The following is a 21867-nucleotide window of genomic DNA, read 5'->3' as shown; positions in this document are numbered from 1 at the left end:
ACGGGCCGGGGGCGTCCTCCGGGGCGCCCCCCGCCGTGGCCGCGGGCGCCGTGCGCGTCCGCTCCGGTCGGGGGCCGCTCAGTCGAGGTAGCCGCGCAGCTGGTCGGCGAAGGCGTGGTCGCGCAGCTTGTTGAGGGTCTTGGACTCGATCTGGCGGATCCGCTCGCGCGTCACGCCGAAGATCCGGCCGATCTCCTCCAGGGTGCGCGGCCGTCCGTCGGCAAGCCCGTACCGCAACTGCACGACCTTGCGCTCGCGTTCGCCGAGGGTCGACAGGACCGCCTCCAGGTGCTCGCGCAGCAGGAAGAAGGCGGCCGACTCCACGGGGGAGGCGGCGTCCCCGTCCTCGATGAGATCGCCGAGCGCGACGTCCTCCTCCTCGCCGACGGGTGCGTGCAGGGAGACGGGCTCCTGGGCGAGGCGCAGTACTTCCAGGACCCGCTCCGGGGTCAGTTCCAGGTGGACGGCGACCTCTTCGGCGGTGGGCTCGTAGCCGCGTTCCTGGAGCATGCGGCGCTGGACGCGGACGACGCGGTTGATCAGCTCGACGACGTGGACGGGGACCCGGATGGTCCGGGCCTGGTCGGCGAGGGCCCGGGACATCGCCTGCCGGATCCACCAGGTCGCATAGGTCGAGAACTTGTACCCGCGGGCGTAGTCGAACTTCTCGACGGCCCGGATCAGCCCGAGGTTCCCCTCCTGGACCAGGTCGAGCATGGTGAGCCCGCGGCCCACGTACCGTTTGGCTACGGAGACGACCAGCCTCAGGTTCGACTCGATGAGGCGGCGTTTGGCCATGCGCCCCATGACGACGAGCCGGTCGAGGTCGACGGCGAGTTGGGAGTCGAGGTCGGGGGTGCTGCCGAGTTTCTCCTCGGCGAACAGTCCGGCTTCCACGCGCCGCGCCAGGTCCACCTCCTCGGCGGCGGTGAGCAGCGGGATCCTGCCTATCTCGCGCAGGTACTGCCGGAAGAGGTCTGCGGAAGGTCCCGCCCCGCCCCCGTCGCCGTCCCGGCTGCGCTGTACCGGCACCGGCGCCGGCTCGATCAGCTCCAGTACCTCGGGCTCTTCGTCCACGGCTTCGGCCTCCGAGGACTCGCTCGCGTTCACGGTCAGGGTCCGGGTCTGCACGGGGGCGACCTCCAGGGCTCCGAGGACGGGGGCACCGCATTCAGTGTGGGGTAAGACACATAGCTGCCACGAGGGGCGTGCGAGCACTTTCTGAGTCCGGTGCGTGACCGATGGTTACCCCCGGCCGGGAACCCCGATGCGGATCGGACACATGTCCGAGACGATCGGCTCCATGCGCGCGTACGAAACCCACGTGACGGTGCGCTGCGCGGACGCGGCGGAGCTGGCGCGGCTCGACACCTGGGCCGCCGCGCGGAAGTGGGAGGTGACGCACGTCCAACCGGCCCGGGGGCGGGCGGTGTCGCGGCCGGTGCCGACCCTGCCGGACCGCACGGGCCACGAACGGCCGGTGCGGGTGCGGACGTCGACGCGCTGATCCGGGAGCTCGACTCGGCCGGGTACGAAGTGTCAACGGGGCAGCGGAAGTTCGTGCTCTACGACAGCGACCGTCGGTGGACGAAGCCCGGCTCGGGCCGTGAGGCGGTGGACCCTTCCGGTCACAGCGCTAGGCCGGTTCGACGCGGACCGCGCAGACCTTGAACTCGGGCATGCGGGAAGTGGGGTCGAGGGCCGGGTTGGTCAGGGTGTTGGCGCGGCCCTCGCCCGGCCAGTGGAAGGGCATGAAGACCGTGTCCGCGCGGATGGCGTCCGTGATGCGGGCCGGGGCCACCGCGCGGCCGCGGCGGGAGGTGACGGCGAGGAGGCTGCCGTCGACCGCGCCGAGCCGGGCCGCGAGGCGGGGGTGGAGCTCCACGAAGGGGCCGGGGGCGGCCTCGTTGAGCTCGTCCACCCGGCGGGTCTGGGCGCCGGACTGGTACTGGGCGACCACGCGGCCGGTCGTGAGCAGCAGCGGGTAGTCCGCGTCGGGAACCTCGGCGGCGGCGCGGTGGGCGACCGGGACGAACCGGGCCCGGCCGTCCTCGGTGGCGAAGCCGTCCAGGAAGAGGCGCTCGGTACCGGTCGAGCCGTCGGGGCAGGGCCAGAAGACGCCCTGCTCGGCCTGGATGCGGTCGTAGGTGATGCCCGAGTAGTCCGCCGGGCCGCCGGCCGAGGCGCGGCGCAGTTCGTCGAAGACTTCCTCGGGGGCGATGGGGAAGCCCTTCTCGATGCCGAGGCGGGCGGCGAGCCCGTGCAGGACCTCCAGGTCGCTGCGGACGCCCGGCGGCGGGGTGAGGGCGCGGCGGCGCAGCAGGACGCGGCCTTCCAGGTTGGTGGTGGTGCCGGTCTCCTCCGCCCACTGGGTGACGGGGAGGACGACGTCCGCGAGGGCGGCGGTCTCGGAGAGGACGACGTCGGCCACGGCGAGGAAGTCCAGCGAGCGGATCCGGTCCTCCACGTGGGCGGCGCGCGGAGCCGAGACCACCGGGTTGGAGCCCATCAGCAGGAGGGACTTCACCTCGGAGCCGAGGGCGTCGAGGAGTTCGTAGGCGCTGCGGCCGGGTCCGGGGAGGCTGTCGGGGTCGACGCCCCAGACCCCGGCGACGTGGGCCCGTGCGGCCGGGTCGGTGAGTTTGCGGTAGCCGGGGAGCTGGTCGGCCTTCTGGCCGTGCTCGCGGCCGCCCTGGCCGTTGCCCTGGCCGGTGAGGCAGCCGTAGCCGGAGAGGGGACGTCCGGCGCGGCCGGTGGCCAGACACAGGTTGATCCAGGCGCCGACGGTGTCGGTGCCCTTGGACTGCTGCTCGGGGCCGCGGGCGGTCAGCACCATCGCGGACTCCGGGGCGCAGAAGAGGGCGACCGCCTCGCGCAGCGCCGGGACCGGGACGCCGGTGATGCGTTCCACCAGCTCGGGCCAGTGGGCCATGGCTGCGGCCCGGGCCTCCTCCCAGCCGGTGGTGCGGGCGGCGATGAACTCCTCGTCGGTGCGGCCGTCGGCGACGACGAGGTGCAGGAGGCCGAGGGCGAGGGCGAGGTCGGTTCCGGGGCGGGGGGCCAGGTGCAGGTCGGCTTGCGCGGCGGTGCGGGTGCGGCGGGGGTCGATGACGACGAGGGTGCCGCCGTTGGCCTTGAGCTCGGTGAGGTAGCGCAGGGCGGGCGGCATGGTCTCGGCCAGGTTCGAGCCGACGAGGATCACGCAGCCGGTGCGGGGCACGTCCTCCAGTGGGAAGGGCAGGCCCCGGTCGAGCCCGAAGGCCTTCTGGTGCGCGGCAGCGGCCGAGGACATGCAGAAGCGGCCGTTGTAGTCGATCTGCGAGGTGCGCAGGGCGACGCGGGCGAACTTGCCGAGCGCGTACGCCTTCTCGTTGGTGAGCCCGCCGCCGCCGAAGACACCGACGGCGTCCGGGCCGTGCGTGCGGGCCGTGCGGGTGAGGCCCGCGGCGACGACGTCGAGGGCCTCCTCCCAGGTAGCGGGTTCGAGCCGCCCTGCGTGGGTGCGGACGAGCGGCTCGGTCAGGCGCACCCGGGAGGAGAGCACGGCGGGGGCGGTGCGGCCCTTGCCGCACAGCGCGCCCCGGTTCACCGGGAAGTCGGCCCGCTCCTCCACTGCCACGCCCCCGCCGCCCGGCTCGGGGCGCAGGTTCATCCCGCACTGCAGGGCGCAGTAGGGGCAGTGCGTGGCGGTGGCGGCGGCGGTTCCCGGGGTGTGCATACGGTCCAGCGTGCGTCAGCGGTGTTACACGGGCAGCCGCCTCCGGTTACACCTCCCGTACGGGTGGCTCAGCGCCGCCCGCCCGCCCCGGTGAGGAACCGCCCGCCCCGGACGAACCGCGGGCCGGCGGCCTCGGCTCCCTCCGCCTCCAGCACGTCGGTGATCAGCACCCGGCCGCCGCCGTCCACGACGGACCGCGCCGCCGCGGCGCCCGGCCCGCGCGCTCCGCCGGTGATGACGACCGCCTTGCCGCTCAGATCCACTGACGCCGCATCCCGCCCCCTGACGCAGCATCGGCCGATCCGGCATATGGCCGTTCGGCATGTCCGGCGGCGCGTCAGTCCGCCGGAGCCGCCAGAGCGCGCGACACCCCCTCCTCCTTCGGGCCCAGGAAGCGCGGGGAGGGCTTGAGGACCGCGTCGAGCGCCGCCTTGCCCGACGCGAAGAGCTCCCGCGTCTGACCGTAGTACCAGGTGGCGTCGTGCACGTCGGCCACCCCGACGCCGTACGCATCCAGACCCGCCGCCTGGCACAGCGCGACGGCCCGGCGTATGTGGAAGCCCTGGGTGACCAGCACGGCCCGCTCGACCCCGAAGATCTCCTTGGCCCGCACGCAGGAGTCCCAGGTGTCGAAGCCGGCGTAGTCGCTGACGATCCGGGTGTCCGGGACCCCGTGCTCGGTCAGGTACCTGCGCATGGCGTCGGGCTCGTCGTACTCCTCGCGGCTGTTGTCCCCGGTGACCAGCACCACCCTGGCCTTGCCCGTGCGGTACAGCTCGGCGGCCGCGTCGAGCCGGTCGGCGAGATAGGGGGTGGGCCGCCCCCGCCACAGGCCGGCTCCGAACACCACCGCCACGTCGGCGGCGGGCGCGTCGGCCGTCGTCCGCAGCCGGTCGGCCGCCGATGCGTGCGTCCATGCCGACGGGAGCAGCGCCAGCACGCAGCCCGCCATGACGGCCTGCACCGCCAGCCGCCGGCCCGGGAGTCCGCGCAGCCACCGCGGCCGCCCTCCCGGCCGCCCGTCCGCCACCGCGCGCACCACGGCGCCCGCCCTCGCCCTCGCCCGGCTCCTGATGTCCATGACCGCCCCTCCCGCACACCGCCCGCACGCACCGTTCGCACGCACCGTTCGCACACACTGACGATCGTCGCCCGGCCCGGAGTTCCGCGACCGCCCCGTTTCACCCGTACGAACGACCGAAGTGAGCACCCTGCAAAGACCCGTCACCCCGGCGCAACGCACCGGCAACGTGCAGCCCGCAGGATCGGTTCATGACGGAGCCGGTGCACCCTTCCGACAGCCCCTTCCTCCCCTCCCTCCCGTTCGGCAGCGCGGCCGAGCTGCTGACCCGGATCACCACCCAGCTCGGCACGCAGCTCAGCGGACTGCGACCGCCCCGCACCCGCCCCCTCGGAGACCGCCCATGCAGCAGCCCTCCCTCGTCGCCGTGGCCCACGGCAGCCGCGACCCACGCGCCCTGCACACCGCCCTCGCCCTCCTCGACCGGGTCCGCGAGCTCCGCCCGCGGCTCGACGTCAGGCTCGGCCACATCGAGCTGAACGCCCCGCTGCTCGACGACACCCTGCGCGGGACGTCCGGCGCTGCCGTGCTCGTCCCGCTGCTGCTCGGCCGTGGGCACCACGTCAAGCACGACCTCCCCGCGGCCGCCGCCCGGGCCACCCACCTGCACATCCGCGTCGCCGCCCCGCTGGGCCCGCACCCGCTGCTCGTCGAGGCCCTGTACGAACGGCTCGTGGAGGCCGGCTGGACCCCCGGCACCGCCGTGGTGCTCGCCGCCGCCGGTTCCCGCGATCCCGACTCGGCGGCCGACACCCGCCGCACCGCCACCCTGCTCGCCGGCCGCCTCGGCGTCCCGGTGGTGCCCGCCTACGCCTCGGCCGCCGCGCCCACCACCTCCGAGGCCGTGCGGGCACTCGCCGCCCGCGGCCACCACCGCACGGCCGTGGCCTCGTACTTCGCCGCTCCCGGCCGGTTCGCCGCCCAGACCGCCGCGGCCTCGCCCGGTCCCGCAGCGGCCCCGCTGGGCGACCATCCGGCCCTGGCCCGGCTGTTGCTGCGCCGCTACGACGAGGCCCTGGCCCGTCCCGCCGCGCTCCCCCGGCCGGATCTCGTCTCCGCGTGATCGGCGGTTCGTCAGTCGTTGCGGTTACCGTCTTGTCATGGAAGGCACCGCGCACGCCCCCGCAGACGACCTCTACTCCCCCTACGACCCGGCCGACACCGAGCGCTGGGCCGCCGAGCCCGACAAACGCCCCGGCCGCACCGCCTTCCAGCGCGACCGCGCGCGCGTGCTGCACTCCGCCGCGCTGCGCCGCCTCGCCGGGAAGACCCAGGTGGTCACGCCCGGCAGCCGCTCCTACGACTGGGACGCCAGCCCGCGGACCCGGCTCACGCACTCCCTGGAGTGCGCCCAGGTCGGACGGGAGCTCGGCGCCGCGCTCGGCTGCGACCCCGACCTCGTCGAGGCCGCCTGCCTCTCGCACGACATGGGGCACCCGCCCTTCGGCCACAACGGCGAGGAGGCGCTCAACGAGTTCGCCAAGGACTGCGGCGGCTTCGAGGGCAACGCCCAGTCGCTTCGTCTGCTGACACGGCTGGAACCCAAGCGGTTCGTGCCCGACCCGGCGACCGGGCGGCCGGTCAGCGTGGGCCTCAACCTCACCCGGGCCTGTCTGGACGCCGCCACCAAGTACCCGTGGGCCCGGGGCGGGCATCCGACGGACCCCGGCTCGGTCAAGTTCGGGGCGTACGAGGACGACCTGCCGGTCTTCGAGTGGCTGCGCCGCGGCGCACCGGCCGACCGCAAGTGCTTCGAGGCCCAGGTGATGGACTGGGCGGACGACGTCGCCTACTCCGTCCACGACTTCGAGGACGGCCTGCACGCCGGACACCTCGATCCGAACCTCCTCTTCGCCGAGCCCGAGCGGGCAGCCATCTGGCAGGTCGCCATCGGCCGGTATGTGCCCGCCGACACCTCCCCCGACGAGTTGCGGTCCGCCCTCGACCGGCTGATGGAGCAGGAGTGGTGGCCGCACGGGTACGACGGGTCCGCCGTCGCCCAGGCCCGCCTGAAGGACGCCACGAGCCAGCTGATCGGCCGTTTCTGCCTGGCTGCCGAAGGGGCCACCCGGGAGGCGTACGGCTCGGGCCGCCTCACCCGGTACGGCGCCGAGCTGGTGGTCCCGCGCGAGGCGCGCCACGAGTGCGCGGTCCTCAAAGCGGTCGCCGACCTGTACGTCATGCAGCGTGACGAGCAGGAGCGGATCCGCGCCGACCAGCGCATCGTCCTGGCCGAACTGGCCGAGGCGCTCAGCGTCCGCGCGCCCGAGGGCCTGGACCCGCAGTTCCGGGCCATCTTCGACGGCGCCGCGGACGACAAGGCCAGGAAGCGGGCGGTCATCGATCAGATCGCGTGCCTCACCGACGCTTCCGCGCGTTCCCTGCACGCACGTCTCACCCGGCGGGCCCGACGCGCCGAAGGGTGAGCCGATCGAGCCATTCCCCCTTCACGAGGCAGGCTCGGTGCGGGACGCTCGCATGTGGCCGCATGTGGCGCAGAGGTTATGAGGAGGCATCAGGTGGTCGACGCACACAGGACGTTCGTCATCGTCGGCGCGGGGCTGGCCGGGGCCAAGGCGGCCGAGACGCTGAGGTCCGAGGGGTTCACGGGGCGGGTGATCCTGATCGGCGACGAGCGCGACCACCCGTACGAGCGCCCCCCGCTGTCCAAGGGCTACCTGACGGGCAAGGAGGAGCGGGAGAGCGTCTTCGTCCACGAGCCGTCCTGGTACGCGGCCTCCGACATCGAGCTGCACCTCGGCCAGCCCGCCGTGCACCTCGACCGGGAGGCCAAGAAGGTGGTCCTCGGGGACGGCACGGTCGTGCACTACGACAAGCTACTGCTGGCCACCGGCGCCGAGCCGCGCCGGCTGGAGATCCCGGGAACCGGGCTGGCCGGCGTGCACCACCTGCGTCGGCTCGCGCACGCCGAGCGGCTGCGCCACGTCCTGGCGGGCCTCGGCCGGGACAACGGACACCTGCTGATCGCGGGCGCCGGGTGGATCGGCCTGGAGGTCGCCGCCGCGGCCCGCGGATACGGCGCCGAGGTGACCGTCGTCGAACCGGAGGCCACCGCGCTGCACGCCGTACTCGGCCCCGAGGTCGGCCGGCTCTTCGGCGACCTGCACGCCGAGCACGGCGTGCGCTTCCACTTCGGTGCCCGGCTGACCGAGATCATCGGGCAGGACGGCATGGTGCTGGCCGCCCGGACCGACGACGGCGAGGAACATCCCGCGCACGCCGTGCTCGCCGCGATCGGGGCGGCGCCGCGGACGGCCCTCGCCGAGACCTCGGGGCTGGCCCTGGTCGACCGGGAGCACGGCGGCGGGATCGCCGTGGACGCCGCCCTGCGCACCTCCGACCCGGACATCCACGCGGTCGGTGACGTCGCGGCCGCCCACCACCCGGTGCTCGGGACCCGGCTGCGGGTCGAGCACTGGGCGAACGCGCTGAACGGCGGCCCGGCCGCGGCCCGGGCGATGCTGGGGCACGACGTCGCCTACGACCGGGTGCCGTACTTCTTCTCGGACCAGTACGACGTGGGCCTGGAGTACTCGGGCTACGCCCCGCCCGGCGGCTACGACCAGGTGCTGATCCGCGGCGACGTCGGCAAGCGGGAGTTCATCGCCTTCTGGCTGTCAGAGGGCCGGGTCCTCGCCGGGATGAACGTGAACGTGTGGGACGTCACCGAGCACATCCAGGCCCTGATCAGGGCAAAGGTGCCCGTTGACCGCGAAGCTCTGTCGGATCCGTCGGTTCCGCTTGAGTCGCTGGTCCCGACCGCGGGGGCCTGACGGGTTTGCCCGCGCCCGGCCGTAGACTTCACGGGTGGCAGGACGGATCAATGACGACGACGTGAAGGCGGTACGGGACGCGGTCCCGATCGACGCCGTGGTCTCGGACTACCTCCAGCTGCGCAACGCGGGCGGGGGCAACCTCAAGGGCCTGTGCCCCTTCCACGACGAGAAGTCCCCCTCCTTCCAGGTCAGCCCCAGCAAGGGCCTCTACCACTGCTTCGGCTGCCAGGCGGGCGGGGACACCCTCGACTTCGTCATGAAGATCGACCATCTCTCCTTCTCCGAGGCGGTCGAGCGCCTGGCCGGCCTGGCCGGAATCACCCTGCGCTACGAGGAGGGCGGCTACACCGCCGGCACCAGCGGCCGCGGCGAGCGCATCCGGCTGGTCGAGGCGCACCGGGAAGCCGCCCGGTTCTACGTCGACCAGCTGGACGGCCCCGAGGCCGCGATCGGCCGCACGTTCCTGGCCGAGCGCGGCTTCGACCAGGCCGCCGCCGCTCACTTCGGCGTCGGCTACAGCCCGGCCGGATGGGACCACCTGACCCGCTTCCTGCGCGGCAAGGGCTTCACCGACAAGGAGCTGATCACCTCCGGGCTCGCCCAGGACAGCCGCAGCGGCAAGCCGATCGACCGCTTCCGCGGCCGGCTGATGTGGCCGATCCGCGACACCAGCGGCGAGGTGGTCGGCTTCGGTGCACGCAAGCTGCGCGACGATGACAACGGGCCGAAGTACCTGAACACCCCCGAGACCGCGATCTACCGCAAGTCCCAGGTGCTGTACGGCGTCGACCTGGCCAAGAAGGAGATCGCCAAGACCTCCCGGGCCGTGGTGGTCGAGGGCTACACGGACGTGATGGCCTGCCACCTGGCCGGCGTCACCACCGCCATCGCGACCTGTGGCACCGCCTTCGGCGGGGACCACATCAAGATCCTCCGCCGTCTGCTGATGGACAACGCCACAGCCGAGGTGATCTTCACGTTCGACGGTGACGCGGCCGGGCAGAAGGCGGCCCTGCGGGCCTTCGAGGACGACCAGAAGTTCGCGGCCGAGACCTCGATCACCATCGCCCCCGGCGGCATGGACCCCTGCGACCTGCGCCTCGCGCAGGGTGACGCGGCCGTCGTCGGCCTGGTGGAGGCACGCACCCCGCTGTTCGAGTTCGCGCTGCGGCACATCGTCTCCCGGCACAACCTGGAGAACCCGGCGGGACGGGCGGCCGCGCTGGACGAGGCGGCCCCCGTCGTCGCCAACATCAAGAACATCGCCATCCAGCACGAGTCGGCGGTCCAGCTGGCCGGCATGCTGGGCATCCGCGACGAACAGTTCGTGGTCAAGCGGGTCGCGCAGCTCGCCCGGTGGGCACGTGAGCGCGGCCAGGGCGGCGGACCTCAGGGAGGCCGGCCGGGCGGAAGCCAGCAGCGGGGCCGCCCGGCCCGCGAGGACGTTCCCGCGCCCGCCGCACCGCCGGCCGCCGGGCCCGCGCTGAACCTGCGCAGCCCCGCCCACCGCACCGAGCGCGAGCTGCTGAAGCTGGCCCTCCAGCGGCCTGCCCTGGTGTCCCCGGCCTTCGACGCCTACGGGATCGACGAGTTCACCGCCCCGCCCTACGCCGCCGTACGCCAGGCCATCCAGGAAGCGGGAGGTGCCGCCGACGCCGACGACGGCTACGTGGCCCGGGTGCGCGAGGCCGCCCCGAACGACACGGTGCGTGCCCTCGTGACCGAGCTGGCGGTGGAGGCGATCCACGCGAAGACGGTCGACGAGGTCTACGCGGGGGTCCAGCTGGTCCAGGTCCGGCTGCGCGCGGTCGACCGGCGGGTCCACGAGGTCCAGGGCACGCTGTCACGGCTCGGCGCGCAGGCGCCGCCGGAACAGCTGGCGGCGGTCCAGGAGGAGCTGTGGGTGCTCCAGCAGTACGGGCAGCGCCTGCGCAACCGCGGCGCCGAGGGACTCTAGTGCGCTGAGGAGGCCCCGGCGCGGTTTCGGCCCACGCCGCTCACCGGGTGGCGGAGGCCGGTGGACGGCGTCCCGGCCGGTGGCAGGGCGGTGAAGGGCCACCGCATCAGGGCCTGTCCCGGCCGGTGTCCGGGCCGTGTCCGGACCGCGTGGCGGAACGGTCGAACCAGTCTCCCCCGGGTATCTCCGTCCCCCGGGCCAGCAGCTCGCGGGCGATCAGCGGGGACGCCAGGTAGACCCAGGCGCGCACCGCGGTGCCGTCGGAGAGCAGGGCCCGGCGGGCGAACCGGTCGTAGACGTTCCCCGGCCGCCCGGGGCCCTCGTACTCCTCCAGCCGGTCCAGTTCGGCCAGCACTTCCCGGTACCTGCCGGGCTCTGCCGTGATCAGCTCCCCGACCACGGCGGTGCCCGGCCGGTGGACCGCGTACGGATAGCCCGGGCCGTCGTAGAGGGCCGCGTCCGGCAGGACGGCCGACTCCTCGGAGGCCGTGCGGCCGCGCAGGAACAGGCCGTGGTTGACCTCGCCGGGGCGCAGGGTCCCGTACACGAAGAACGGGAGCGCCCCGGTGGCCGCCTCCCGCGACCGCTCGACCGATGTCATGGAGCCCCTCCCTCGGATCCGGCGCACCGCTGCGTGTCCGGTCCGGAGGTCCGGGCCACGCTGCGCCCCACCACCGTACGTGCGGATCCCCGGAAGGCCACCGCCCGGTGCCCGTGGACGGGCCGTGCGCCCGACGGCCGTCCGGGGCATCCGGTCACCCGGACGGAGCGGGTGGCCCGGATGGCCGCACGCTCGCCGTGACCTGCGAGGACGAGCGACGGCAGGGCACGGCGGCCCGTACCTGACGGGACATCAGCAGGCGCGTGGCGCGCGAGGCGGGTTTCCTCTGATGCACGACCCCGTGTCTCCAGGGAGAGTCCCATGCGCCGACGTACCGCACACGTGCTGACCGCGACCGCGCTGACCGCCGCCGCGTTCAGCGGCCCGGTCGCCGGCGCGGTCGCCGCCGCGGACCTGGGCATGGTGGGCTTCGCGCCCGGGGACTTCGCGGTGCTGGAGGTCTGGCCGAAGACCGCCGCCCCCGGTGCCACCGTCACCGTGAACACCACCGCCTGCGGTCCGGGCAGCCACGCCGACGGCGATGCCACCACGGTCGGCGGCGGACGGTTCAAGCTGGTCCCGGGCACCCACAAGGAGGTGGTCGTGGGGCAGTTCCAGGTGGCCCGCGGCACCCGGCCCGGCACCTACGACATCGGCGCGACCTGCGCGAACGGCAAGTTCGCGAACGGCGCCCTGGTGGTCACCGAGCGCGGCCCGCAGGGGCACGTCAACTCCGGGGTGGGCGGTGGCACGACCACCACCACCGACCCCGCCAAGATCGCGGCGGGAGCGGCCGTACTGGCCGCGACCGCCGTCGGCGGTACCTGGCTTCTGCGTCGCCGGGCGAGCGGCACGCGGAGCTGACGGACGCCCACCGCGGCTGCGGCCGCGGTCCGACCGGTACCGCCCCCCGTCGCCCGCCCCGCGAGGTCCCCCCGTTCGCGGGGCCGGGCGACGGCCAGTCACCTCGGACGGAAGGCGGAGGGGGTGCGCATGGCCGGCGACTTCCGCCCGACCGCCCGCCACGGGGGACTCGTCGCACTCGCCGCCTTCATCGGCATCTGGCTCGTGACCAGCGGCTCCCGGGAACCGGTGGGGCCACCGCTGCCCTCCCCCGCCGAGGCCCTGACCGCCGCCGGGACCATCGGCCCCGGCATCGCCCCGCTGCCCGGCTCGCCGCCCGGGCGGATCAGGATCCCCTCCATCCGGGTGGACGCCCCGCTGGTCGGGCTCGGGCTGGACCGGGCCGGCCACCTCGAAGTACCCCCGCCCGACCGGCGGGACCTCGCCGGCTGGTACCGCGAGGGCACCACCCCGGGCGCCACCGGCACCGCGGTGATCGCCGGGCACGTGGACGACGACGCCGGGCCGGGGGTCTTCTACCACCTGGGAGCGCTGCGCCGCGGCGCGGCGATCGAGATTCCGCGGGCGGACGGACGGACGGCGGTGTTCACGGTGCACGCGGTCGAGGTCCACGACGCCAAGGCCTTTCCGGACACCCGCGTGTACGGTCCTTCGTCCCGCGCCGAGCTGCGGGTGATCACCTGCGGCGGCGGCTTCTCACCGCGAACGGGCTACCGCGGCAACGTGGTCGTCTTCGCCCATCTCACCGGGACGTACTGACCGGCTCGGGCCGGTCAGCCCCACTGCTCCAGGCCGAGCTTGACCACCAACGCGCCGACCACGGTCAGCAGCACCCCGCGGACGAAGCCGCTGCCCTTCTTGAGCGCCATGCGCGCCCCGATCATGCCGCCGGCCAGGTTGAACACCGCCATCAGTGCGGCGAGCTGCCACAGCACCATGCCCTGGTAGGCGAACATCGCGAGCGCGCCCGCGTTGGTGCAGCAGTTGACGATCTTCGCGGTGGCGGAGGCGGCGACCAGGTCGAGGTGGAGCAGGGCCGTGAGCGCGAGCACCAGGAAGGTGCCGGTGCCCGGGCCGATGAGGCCGTCGTAGAAGCCGATGCCGAGGCCGGCGAGCGCGATGGCGAGCAGCACCCGGGCACGGCTGACGGGCGCGGTGGAGGGGGCGGTGCCGAAACCGGGCCGGAAGAGCACGAACCCGGCGACGATCACCAGCACCGCCATGATCATCGGGCGTAGCGCGTCCTTGCTGATGCCGCCGGCGAGTGCGGCGCCGCCCATCGATCCGGCGAGCGCCGCCAGGCCGATGCGGACGGCGAGCTTCACGTCCACCGGGGCCTTGCGGACGTACGTCACGGCCGCGCCGGCGGTACCGACGATGGCCACGGCTTTGTTGGTGCCGAGGACGGTGGCGGGGTGAGCGTTGGGCAGGCCCAGCAGGAGCGCGGGCAGAAGCAGCAGGCCACCGCCGCCCACCACTGCGTCGATCCAGCCGGCCGCCGCGGCGGCCACGCACAGCACGATGATCATGGTTGTTGATATGTCAGGCACGAACCGACTCTATGGAGCTGTCAGTGCAACGACCATTCAATTCCCCGAAACTTGCGCAAAGGTTGAGCTTCGCCCGGTCGGGACCCGGTCCGGGGCCACCGGAGCGGCCGGGTCCACGACCGCCGTGAGCACGCTGGCGGCCAGCACACCGGCCACCCCCAGCCCGGCCGCGAGCCGCCCCGCCGGGGGTACCCGGGCCAGGGCGGCCAGCGCGGTCCCCACCGGTGAGAGTCTGCGTGGTTTGCGGTGCCGCGCGGCGGGCGCGGGAGCCGTACCTCCGACGGGCACGGGCAAGGCGATGTGCAGCGGGTGGCGCATGGGGCGGCAACTCCTCGGGGACGCGGGGAACGGCAGGACATGGGGAACGGCGGGACGCGGCGGGCAGCGGGAACGTCAGGACGCGCAGGGCAGCGGGAACGGCAGGACGCGCAGGGCGGCGGGGAACGACACCGGCGCAGGTCGGGGCGGAGCGGGCGGAACGCACCCGCCCGGCTCACAAGCTGAAGCACTCCGAATGGATCCGCCCGAGCGGCACTCCGGCCCGCAGCAGTGCGGCCCGGGTCGCCTCCGTCATCCCCGGCGGCCCGCACAGGTAGACGTCGTGCTCGGCCAGGTCGGGCACCAGTGCGGCCAGTGCCTGCGGGGCCAGCGGGTCGTAGGCCCCGCCCGACGGCCCGAGCAGGTAGTGCAGCCCGGCCTGCCGCTCGGCCGCGATGGCCTCCAGCTCCGCGCGCAGCACCAGGTGCTCCTCGGCGCCGGCCCGGTAGAGCAGGGTGATGTCCCCGGGACCGCCCGGCAGCGTCTCGAACAGCGCCCGCATCGGGGTGATCCCGACCCCGCCCGCGATCAGCACCACCTGGGGCCGGGTCCGCCGGGCCGCGGTCAGCGCGCCGAACGGCCCGGTGGCGAGGACCCGCGTACCGGGGCGCAGCCGTCGGATCCGGCGGGAGTGGCCGCCGAGGCCCTTGACGGTGATCCTCAGCGTGTCCCCGCGCACCGGCGCGGACAGGGAGAACGGCAGCGCGGTCGGCCACAGCCCCCGCTGCAGGAACCGCCAGCGCAGGAACTGGCCCGGCTCCGCACGCAGTTCCGCCAGGCGCTCGCCCCGGACGACGACCGAGACGACCCCCGGCCCCTCGGAGCGGACCTCCGCGACCCGCAGCGCGTGCCGCAGGGCCTGCCGCACGGGGACCACGGCGCGATACCAGATCAGCAGCACGGCGACGAGGCTGTGGGCGAGCGCCCAGAACCAGGCCGCGGCCACGAGATCCGGCCCGGCGAGCTGGTGCCCGAAGCCGAGGGCGGCGGCGAGGTATACGAGCAGGTGCACCCCACGCCAGGTTTCGTACGGCATCCGGCGGCGTACGGCCCGGGCGGAGGTCGCACCGACCGCGGCCAGCAGGACGCTCCCGGCCGCCGCGGCGGCTATGGCGGGGTAGCCGAGCAGTTCCCGGACGGCACGGACCAAGTCCGCACCCGTGTGCACGGCGTACCCGAGCAGGGCGAAGAGTCCGTGTCCGAAGCAGAGGAGCAGGACGTGACGGCCCCCCAGGGCGTGCCAGCGAGCGAGCAGGTCGGCACCGACCCCGTGTTCGACCGCGGGCACCCGGGCCATCAGGAACAGCAGCACCAGCACCCCGTATCCGGCGAGCAGACCGGTGAGGTGCGCAGCGGTGGCGAAGAGCGCGTCGGGCCGCGCCGAAGGCCGGACCTGCACCGCCCAGAGCAGGAACACCACCCCCGCCCCACCCAGGATTCCACCCCTGACCAGCACCGCAGCATCTCGCATGCAGGTCACGCTAAGGGCGCCGGGAGCGGCCGCGAGGGCCTTTAAGACGGCCTTGAGGCAGCCCTCACCGACCCTTAAACCGGGCGCTGAGGTCGGCGTTCCGTCCGGGTAACAACAGCGATGCGGCGGGGAAACAGCGGCCGCGCACCCTCATGGCATGACCCCGGAAAAACGTGTGGTGGTGATCGGCGGCGGCCTCGCGGGCCTGCGTCTCGCGGACCGGCTGGGCCCGGCCGCGACGGTGACCGTCCTCGGCGAGGAGTCCCGCGTCCCGTACAACAGGGTCCTGCTCGCCGAGGTACTGGCGGGCCGGTACGCCCCGGAGGTGACCGCCCTCCCGGCCCCCGGCCCAGCACTGCGGCGTGGAGTCCGCGCGGTGCGGATCGACCGGGCGGAGCGGGCCGTGCACTGCGACGACGGCACAGTGGCCGCGTACGACACGCTGGTGCTGGCCACCGGTTCGAACGCGGTGCTCCCCCCGCTGCGCGGGCTGTTCGAGCCGGGGGGACGGGAGCTCCCGGACGGGGTGCACGCCTTCCGCACCATGGACGACTGCCTGGCCCTCTCGGCGGCCGTGCGCCCCGGGGTGCGGGCGGTGGTGATCGGCGGGGGCCTGCTGGGCGTCTCGGCCGCCCGGGCGCTCGCCGCACGCGGGGCGGTGGTGGTCCTCGCCCAGCAGGGCGAGCGCCTGATGGAACGCCACCTCGATGTCGAAGCCTCCGCCCTGCTGGCCACGCATCTGACCGAGCTCGGCGTGGAGATCCACACCGAATGCCGGGTCCGCGGCCTGACGACGACCGGGCCTGCCGCAACACGGCGCGGCGCGGACACCCCGCGCCGGGCCACCGGCGTCGAACTCGCCGACGGCTACCGGCTGGAGGCCGACGTCGTCGTGCTCGCCTGCGGCGTACGCCCCCGCACCGGCCTCGCCGAGGCCGCCGGCCTGGACGTGCGGACCGGCATCGTGGTCGACGACCACCTGCGCACCAGCGACCCCCGCATCCACGCCGTCGGCGACTGCGCCGAGCACGCCGGACAGGTGTACGGCCTGGCCGGCGCCGCCCTGGAGCAGGCCGACGCGCTCGCCTCCGTCCTCACCGGGGCCCCCGCGCCGTACACCGGCACCCGCGCCCTGACCCGCCTCACCCTCGGCGGAGCCGACGACCGCGCCCTGGACCTCGCCGCCTTCGGCGAGACCACTCCCCGCCCCGGCGACGACGTGGTCCGTCTCGCCGACGGCACCCGGCGGACCTACCGCAAGGTCGTCCTGCGCGGCGACCGCCTCGTCGGCGGGGTACTGCTCGGCGAGCTCTCGACCGTGGGCGCCCTCGCCCGCACCTGGGAGGGCGGGGAACCACCGCACGACCTGTTCCACCTGCTCACCGACGACGGAGGCCACTGACATGACCGAGCCCTCGCCCACGATCGTGCTCATCGGGCACGGCATGGTCGGCCAGCGCTACCTCGAAGCGCTCGCCGAGCGCGGGGTCACCGCCACGCACCGGATCACCGTGCTCTGCGAGGAGCCGCGGCCCGCCTACGACCGCGTGCACCTGACCTCGTACTTCTCCGGCAGCGCCCCCGAGGACCTGTCCATGACGCCTGCCGGGTTCATGGAGCAGCACGGCATCGCCCTCCACCTCGACGACCCGGCCGAGTGCATCGACCGTGCCGCGCGCACCGTCACCTCCCGCTCGGGGCGCGTCTTCCCGTACGACGTGCTGGTCCTCGCGACCGGCAGCTACCCCTTCGTGCCGCCCGTGCCGGGGAAGGACGCCCCCGGCTGCTTCGTCTACCGCACGATCGAGGACCTCCTGGCCATCGAGGAGTACGCGAAGGGCAGGGCCAGCGGTGCGGTCGTGGGCGGCGGCCTCCTCGGGCTGGAGGCCGCCGGCGCCCTCCAGGGACTCGGCCTGGCCACCCGCATCGTCGAGTTCGCCCCGCGCCTGATGCCCGTCCAGGTCGACGAGGGTGGGGGCGCCGCCCTGCTGCGCACCATCGAGTCCATGGGCCTCACCGTCCACACCGGTGTCGGCACCCAGGAAGTGGTGACCGGCGAGGACGGCCGCGTCAGCGGAATGCGGCTCTCCGACGGCTCCACCGTCGACACCGACCTCGTCGTCTTCTCCGCCGGCGTCCGCCCCCGCGACCAGCTCGCCCGCGAGGCCGGGCTGGACGTCGGCGAGCGCGGCGGTATCGCGGTCGACGCCCGCTGCCTGACCTCCGACCCTCGCGTCTACGCCATCGGCGAGTGCGCCCTCGCCGTCGACGGCCGCGTCTACGGCCTGGTCGCCCCCGGCTACGAGATGGCCGAGACCGCCGCCGACGACCTGCTGGGCCGGGGGAAGGAGTTCACCGGGGCCGACCTCTCCACCAAGCTGAAGCTGCTCGGCGTGGACGTCGCCTCCTTCGGGGACGCCCACGGCAGCGCCCCCGGCAGCCTGGACGTCGTCTGGTCCGACTCCCGCTCCGGCGTCTACAAGAAGCTGGTGGTCTCCCCCGACGGGGTCCTCCTCGGCGGTGTCCTGGTCGGCGACGCCGACGCGTACGGCCTGCTGCGCCCGCTCACCGGCAGCGTCCCGCCCGTCGCCCCCGAGCAGCTGGTCCTGCCGGCGGGCGTCGGCGCGCCCGCCGCACTCGGCCCGTCGGCCCTGCCCGACCACGCAGTGATCTGCTCCTGCCACAACGTCACGAAGAAGGCCGTCACCGCCTGCTCCACCCTGTCCGAGGTCAAGAAGTGCACCAGGGCGGGCACCGGCTGCGGTTCCTGCGTCAAGGTGATCGGGCAGCTGCTCCCGGCCGCTGCCGACCCGGGACTGTGCGGCTGCTTCCCGTACACCCGGGCCGAGCTCTACGAGATCGTCCGCACCCGCCGGCTCACCTCCTACGAACAGATCCTCGACGGCCACGGGCGCCCCGGGGCCCGGGGCGGCGACGGCTGCGAGGTCTGCAAGCCGGCGGTCGGCTCGATCATCGCCTCGCTCGCGCCCACGCTCGGCGCCAGCGGCTACGTCCTGGACCGGGAGCAGGCCGCCCTCCAGGACACCAACGACCACTTCCTGGCGAACATGCAGCGCAACGGCTCGTACTCGGTCGTGCCGCGGATCCCCGGCGGTGAGATCACCCCCGACAAGCTGATCGTGATCGGCGAGGTGGCTCGCGACTTCGGCCTCTACACGAAGATCACCGGTGGGCAGCGGATCGACCTGTTCGGTGCGCGCGTGGACCAGCTCCCGCGGATCTGGGCGCGGCTCGTCGACGCCGGTTTCGAGTCCGGGCACGCCTACGGGAAGGCCCTGCGGACGGTGAAGTCCTGCGTGGGGCGGACCTGGTGCCGTTACGGCGTCCAGGACAGCGTCCGGATGGCCATCGACCTGGAGCTGCGCTACCGGGGACTGCGCGCCCCGCACAAGCTCAAGTCGGCGGTGTCCGGCTGCGCCCGCGAGTGCGCGGAGGCGCAGAGCAAGGACTTCGGGGTGATCGCGACGGCGAGCGGCTGGAACCTCTATGTGGGCGGCAACGGCGGCGCCACCCCGCGCCACGCCGACCTCCTCGCCCAGGACCTGTCGGACGCGGAACTGATCCGGCTGATCGACCGGTTCCTGATGTTCTACATCCGTACCGCCGACCGGCTGGAGCGCACCTCGACCTGGCTGGAGCGGCTGGAGGGCGGCCTCGACCACCTGCGGGATGTGGTCGTGCACGACTCGCTGGGGCTGTGCGCGGAGCTGGAGTCGCTGATGGCCGACCACGTGGCGCACTACCGGGACGAATGGGCCGAGACGCTCCAGGACCCGGAGCGGCTGCGCAGGTTCGTCTCCTTCGTGAACGCGCCCGGCGCCCCCGACCCGACCGTGAAGTTCGTCCCCGAGCGCGGCCAGGTCAAGCCCGACCTGGCTGTCCTGACCATAGGAGGTGCCGTCCGATGACCGTGGAACTGCAAGTGGCGCAGGGCTGGCTGACGGTGTGCGAGCTGTCGGCGCTCATCCCCGGGCGCGGGGTGGCCGCGCTGCTGCCCGACGGAAGCCAGGCCGCGGTGTTCGTCGACCGCGCGGGGCGTGCGTACGCCATCGGCAACCAGGACCCCTTCACCGGCGCGCAGGTGCTCTCCCGCGGCCTGGTGGGGGCGGCGGCGGGCCGACCCTTCGTGGCCTCCCCGCTGCTCAAGCAGCGCTTCGACCTGGAGACGGGGCGCTGCCTGGACGACGGGGAGGTGGCGGTCCGCACCTACCCGGTGCGGACCGCGGCGACCTCCTGAGGGTGGGAGCGTTCGGCCGGTCAGTCCTGCTTCCGGACCACGGCCGGGTCCATCCACATGATCTGCCAGGTGTGGCCGTCGAGGTCGTCGAAGGTGCGCCCGTACATGACGCCGTGGTCCTCGGCCGGACGGGGTTCGATGGCGCCGGCCGCCAGGGCCCCGTCCACCAGCTCGTCGACGGCGGTGCGGCTCGCGGCGCTCAGGCAGAGCAGGACCTCGGAGGTCTTCGCGGCGTCCGCGATCTCCTTGTGGGTGAAGTCCTTGTAGCGGGCCTCGGTGAGGAGCATCGCGACGATGGTGTCGCTGATGACCATCGAGGCGCAGTTCTCGTCGGTGAACTGGGCGTTGAAGGAGTAGCCCAGCGTGCCCCAGAAGGCCTTGCTGGCGTCCAGGTCCTTGACGGGCAGGTTGACGAAGATCATGGTCGCGGACATCGGGGTCCCTCTCTCGTGCTGCTCGCGTGCTGCTCGGTCGATGCTTTCGAGAGGTGGACCGCGGGGCCGCGGGAAACTCATCGGCGCGCGGGATCTTTTTCCCGGTGCACGGAGCGATGTGGACGGGGCCCGCTCCCCGGGTCCGGCGATCCGGCGCCCCGTAGCGGGTGGGGCACACGGTCCCGCCGTGGATCATTTCGCGCCACCGCGCGCGGGCACCTCCTAAACCCCGGCGCGCCAAACAGGCCGGAACTGGTCGGTGAGGAGCACCGGTCGGACCGCAGCCCGGGGCACGGGGCGCGGCGGGCTTCGCGGACGCGGCGCAGTGCGAACACCGTCCGTCGCCCGGATCCGGGGCACGGCATTCCGGCCGCGCGGACCCCGCGGAGGTCCGGAAGGCCTTCGGGAAAGGAAGCCCCGGGCGCCCGGGAAATCCTCGCGGGAGGATTGAACTCCGAGCGGTCGCCCGGGCGTAATGAGGATTTGGCGCCACGTCAACTGGCGTCTCCTAGGTTCCTCGACGCGTGCGACCCGCGTCCGACCGGCCGCGGGGCCTTCCTCCCACAGGAGTGACCGTGGAACGTCGTACCTTCCTGCGCGGCGCAGTGATCGGTTCGTCGGCCGCCGCCTTCGGCGGCACGTTGATGCGGGGAGCGGCCTACGCGGCGCCCGCGCAGCCCGGTGCCGGCCCCTACGGGGCGCTGGGCGCCGCCGACGCCAACGGCATCATGCTCCCGAGCGGTTTCACCAGCCGGGTGATCGCCCGCTCCAGCCAGACCGTCGCCGGTACCTCGTACACCTGGCACAGCGCCCCCGACGGCGGTGCCTGCTACGCCGACGGCGCGGGCTGGATCTACGTGTCGAACTCGGAGATCAACCCTTCCGGCGGCGCGAGCGCGGTGAGGTTCAACTCCTCCGGCACCATCACCGGCGCCTACCGGATCCTGTCGAACACCCGGCAGAACTGCGCGGGCGGCAAGACCCCGTGGAACACCTGGCTGTCCTGCGAGGAGGTCGACCGCGGCTTCGTCTACGAGACCGACCCGTACGGCGTGAACGCCGCCGTCCAGCGGCCGGCGATGGGCCGCTTCAGGCACGAGGCAGCCGCCGCGGACCCGGTCCGGCAGGTGATCTACCTGACGGAGGACGAGACGAGCGGCTGCTTCTACCGCTTCATCCCCACCACCTGGGGCAACCTCTCCTCCGGCACCCTCCAGGTCCTCAAGGCCGGAACGGCCACCTCCGGCTCCTTCACCTGGCAGAACGTCCCCGACCCGGACGGCTCCCCGAAGGCGACCCGCAGCCAGGTCTCCGGCTCCAAGAAGTTCAACGGCGGCGAGGGCTGCCACTACGCCAACGACACGGTCTGGTTCACCACCAAGGGCGACAACAGGGTCTGGCAGATCAACCTCACGAACAACACCTACGAGCTCGCCTACGACGACTCGCTCGTGCCCGGCGGCGCGGCCCCGCTGACCGGCGTGGACAACGTCACCGGCTCCTCGTACGGCGACCTCTACGTCGCGGAGGACGGCGGCAACATGGAGATCTGCGTGATCACCCCGGACGACGTGGTGGCGCCCTTCCTGCGGGTCACCGGGCAGTCCTCCTCGGAGATCACCGGCCCGGCCTTCTCCCCCGCCGGGAATCGGCTCTACTTCTCCAGCCAGCGCGGTACGAGCGGCAGCTCCTCCGGCGGCATCACCTACGAGGTGACGGGGCCGTTCCGGGTGTAGGGCGCGTTGCGGGGTACCGGGGCGGAACCCCGGGCACCGGTGCCGCGCCCGCACCACCGGCCGCACCCCGGCGGGTTCGACC

At 73.7% G+C, this 21867-nt stretch carries 19 protein-coding genes; 11 read left to right on the top strand and 8 right to left on the bottom strand.

Going from position 1 to position 21867, the window contains the following annotated elements; all coding sequences use genetic code 11:
* Positions 1–78: 78 nt before the first annotated feature.
* The gene (locus ACFW2G_RS13375) at positions 79–1131 is read right to left on the bottom strand and encodes an RNA polymerase sigma factor (protein WP_384582280.1); all 1053 of its coding nucleotides are present in this window, start codon (positions 1129–1131) and stop codon (positions 79–81) included.
* Positions 1132–1282: 151 nt separating this feature from the next.
* Between ACFW2G_RS13375 and ACFW2G_RS13370 the strand changes: the two genes are divergently transcribed.
* Complete coding sequence (locus ACFW2G_RS13370; RefSeq protein ID WP_384448763.1) at positions 1283–1507, top strand: hypothetical protein; 225 nt, start codon at positions 1283–1285, stop codon at positions 1505–1507.
* A 129-nt stretch (positions 1508–1636) separates the two neighbouring features.
* Here the strand turns inward: ACFW2G_RS13370 and ACFW2G_RS13365 are convergent, their stop codons facing one another.
* The 3 genes from ACFW2G_RS13365 to ACFW2G_RS13355 all read right to left on the bottom strand — a co-directional run bounded on the left by ACFW2G_RS13365 (position 1637) and on the right by ACFW2G_RS13355 (position 4799).
* The gene (locus ACFW2G_RS13365; protein ID WP_384582278.1) at positions 1637–3718 is read right to left on the bottom strand and encodes a molybdopterin oxidoreductase family protein; all 2082 of its coding nucleotides are present in this window, start codon (positions 3716–3718) and stop codon (positions 1637–1639) included.
* A gap of 68 nt (positions 3719–3786) precedes the next feature.
* On the bottom strand, positions 3787–3981 hold the full coding sequence (locus tag ACFW2G_RS13360; protein ID WP_384448769.1) for a hypothetical protein: 195 nt from the start codon (positions 3979–3981) through the stop codon (positions 3787–3789).
* Positions 3982–4055: 74 nt separating this feature from the next.
* On the bottom strand, positions 4056–4799 hold the full coding sequence (locus tag ACFW2G_RS13355; RefSeq protein WP_384582276.1) for a vancomycin high temperature exclusion protein: 744 nt from the start codon (positions 4797–4799) through the stop codon (positions 4056–4058).
* Between the two features lie 343 nt (positions 4800–5142).
* Between ACFW2G_RS13355 and ACFW2G_RS13350 the strand changes: the two genes are divergently transcribed.
* From ACFW2G_RS13350 to dnaG, 4 genes are all read left to right on the top strand, one after another.
* On the top strand, positions 5143–5862 hold the full coding sequence (locus ACFW2G_RS13350; RefSeq protein WP_384448772.1) for a sirohydrochlorin chelatase: 720 nt from the start codon (positions 5143–5145) through the stop codon (positions 5860–5862).
* Between the two features lie 37 nt (positions 5863–5899).
* Positions 5900–7225 carry a deoxyguanosinetriphosphate triphosphohydrolase gene (locus ACFW2G_RS13345; protein WP_384448775.1) on the top strand — a complete coding sequence of 442 codons (1326 nt, stop codon included), beginning with the start codon at positions 5900–5902 and terminating at the stop codon, positions 7223–7225.
* A gap of 93 nt (positions 7226–7318) precedes the next feature.
* Positions 7319–8593 carry an NAD(P)/FAD-dependent oxidoreductase gene (locus ACFW2G_RS13340; RefSeq protein WP_384448778.1) on the top strand — a complete coding sequence of 425 codons (1275 nt, stop codon included), beginning with the start codon at positions 7319–7321 and terminating at the stop codon, positions 8591–8593.
* A 34-nt stretch (positions 8594–8627) separates the two neighbouring features.
* A complete protein-coding gene (gene dnaG, locus ACFW2G_RS13335; protein WP_384448781.1) occupies positions 8628–10553 on the top strand; it encodes a DNA primase in 1926 nt (641 codons plus the stop codon).
* A 106-nt stretch (positions 10554–10659) separates the two neighbouring features.
* Here dnaG and ACFW2G_RS13330 read toward each other — a convergent pair whose 3' ends face one another.
* On the bottom strand, positions 10660–11154 hold the full coding sequence (locus ACFW2G_RS13330; RefSeq protein ID WP_052030879.1) for a gamma-glutamylcyclotransferase family protein: 495 nt from the start codon (positions 11152–11154) through the stop codon (positions 10660–10662).
* Positions 11155–11475: 321 nt separating this feature from the next.
* On the opposite strand from ACFW2G_RS13330, the gene ACFW2G_RS13325 reads away from it, so the two are divergent.
* Both ACFW2G_RS13325 and ACFW2G_RS13320 read left to right on the top strand, forming a co-directional pair.
* On the top strand, positions 11476–12018 hold the full coding sequence (locus ACFW2G_RS13325; RefSeq protein ID WP_063890611.1) for a hypothetical protein: 543 nt from the start codon (positions 11476–11478) through the stop codon (positions 12016–12018).
* Between the two features lie 129 nt (positions 12019–12147).
* Entirely contained in the window at positions 12148–12777 is a 630-nt protein-coding gene (locus tag ACFW2G_RS13320) for a class F sortase (protein WP_037923906.1), read from the top strand.
* Positions 12778–12791: 14 nt separating this feature from the next.
* Here the strand turns inward: ACFW2G_RS13320 and ACFW2G_RS13315 are convergent, their stop codons facing one another.
* Together ACFW2G_RS13315 and ACFW2G_RS13310 are read right to left on the bottom strand one after the other, a co-directional pair.
* Positions 12792–13568 carry a TSUP family transporter gene (locus tag ACFW2G_RS13315; RefSeq protein ID WP_037923904.1) on the bottom strand — a complete coding sequence of 259 codons (777 nt, stop codon included), beginning with the start codon at positions 13566–13568 and terminating at the stop codon, positions 12792–12794.
* 493 nt (positions 13569–14061) lie between these two features.
* Positions 14062–15357, bottom strand: coding sequence for a ferric reductase-like transmembrane domain-containing protein (locus ACFW2G_RS13310; RefSeq protein ID WP_384582273.1), 1296 nt, complete (start codon positions 15355–15357; stop codon positions 14062–14064).
* Positions 15358–15514: 157 nt separating this feature from the next.
* On the opposite strand from ACFW2G_RS13310, the gene ACFW2G_RS13305 reads away from it, so the two are divergent.
* From ACFW2G_RS13305 to nirD, 3 genes are read left to right on the top strand one after another with little or no spacing between them, the layout of a single operon-like run.
* A complete protein-coding gene (locus ACFW2G_RS13305) occupies positions 15515–16759 on the top strand; it encodes an NAD(P)/FAD-dependent oxidoreductase (protein ID WP_384582271.1) in 1245 nt (414 codons plus the stop codon).
* A 1-nt stretch (position 16760) separates the two neighbouring features.
* Positions 16761–19286, top strand: coding sequence for a nitrite reductase large subunit NirB (nirB, locus tag ACFW2G_RS13300; protein ID WP_384448795.1), 2526 nt, complete (start codon positions 16761–16763; stop codon positions 19284–19286).
* Positions 19283–19615, top strand: coding sequence for a nitrite reductase small subunit NirD (gene nirD / locus ACFW2G_RS13295; protein ID WP_037923893.1), 333 nt, complete (start codon positions 19283–19285; stop codon positions 19613–19615). The genes nirB and nirD overlap by 4 nt, the downstream gene beginning before the upstream one ends.
* A 20-nt stretch (positions 19616–19635) precedes the next feature.
* Here nirD and ACFW2G_RS13290 read toward each other — a convergent pair whose 3' ends face one another.
* A complete protein-coding gene (locus tag ACFW2G_RS13290) occupies positions 19636–20049 on the bottom strand; it encodes a VOC family protein (RefSeq protein WP_384448798.1) in 414 nt (137 codons plus the stop codon).
* Positions 20050–20624: 575 nt separating this feature from the next.
* Between ACFW2G_RS13290 and ACFW2G_RS13285 the strand changes: the two genes are divergently transcribed.
* On the top strand, positions 20625–21785 hold the full coding sequence (locus tag ACFW2G_RS13285; RefSeq protein WP_384448801.1) for an alkaline phosphatase PhoX: 1161 nt from the start codon (positions 20625–20627) through the stop codon (positions 21783–21785).
* Positions 21786–21867: the final 82 nt, after the last annotated feature.

Source organism: Streptomyces sp. NPDC058880, assembly GCF_042742535.1.
In the GTDB taxonomy this organism is placed as follows: Bacteria; Actinomycetota; Actinomycetes; order Streptomycetales; family Streptomycetaceae; genus Streptomyces.
The sequence above is the reverse complement of the archived record's forward strand: the minus strand, read 5'-3'. Positions and strand labels throughout refer to the sequence as shown.

Coding starts and splice junctions, on each gene's coding strand:
- ACFW2G_RS13290 (WP_384448798.1), bottom strand. CDS start 20,049: ATGTCCGCGACCATGATCTTCGTCAACCTGCCCGTCAAGGACCTGGAC.
- ACFW2G_RS13320 (WP_037923906.1), top strand. CDS start 12,148: ATGGCCGGCGACTTCCGCCCGACCGCCCGCCACGGGGGACTCGTCGCA.
- ACFW2G_RS13355 (WP_384582276.1), bottom strand. CDS start 4,799: ATGGACATCAGGAGCCGGGCGAGGGCGAGGGCGGGCGCCGTGGTGCGC.
- ACFW2G_RS13325 (WP_063890611.1), top strand. CDS start 11,476: ATGCGCCGACGTACCGCACACGTGCTGACCGCGACCGCGCTGACCGCC.
- nirB (WP_384448795.1), top strand. CDS start 16,761: ATGACCGAGCCCTCGCCCACGATCGTGCTCATCGGGCACGGCATGGTC.
- ACFW2G_RS13310 (WP_384582273.1), bottom strand. CDS start 15,357: ATGCGAGATGCTGCGGTGCTGGTCAGGGGTGGAATCCTGGGTGGGGCG.
- ACFW2G_RS13350 (WP_384448772.1), top strand. CDS start 5,143: ATGCAGCAGCCCTCCCTCGTCGCCGTGGCCCACGGCAGCCGCGACCCA.
- ACFW2G_RS13370 (WP_384448763.1), top strand. CDS start 1,283: ATGTCCGAGACGATCGGCTCCATGCGCGCGTACGAAACCCACGTGACG.
- ACFW2G_RS13365 (WP_384582278.1), bottom strand. CDS start 3,718: ATGCACACCCCGGGAACCGCCGCCGCCACCGCCACGCACTGCCCCTAC.
- nirD (WP_037923893.1), top strand. CDS start 19,283: ATGACCGTGGAACTGCAAGTGGCGCAGGGCTGGCTGACGGTGTGCGAG.
- ACFW2G_RS13305 (WP_384582271.1), top strand. CDS start 15,515: ATGACCCCGGAAAAACGTGTGGTGGTGATCGGCGGCGGCCTCGCGGGC.
- ACFW2G_RS13345 (WP_384448775.1), top strand. CDS start 5,900: ATGGAAGGCACCGCGCACGCCCCCGCAGACGACCTCTACTCCCCCTAC.
- ACFW2G_RS13330 (WP_052030879.1), bottom strand. CDS start 11,154: ATGACATCGGTCGAGCGGTCGCGGGAGGCGGCCACCGGGGCGCTCCCG.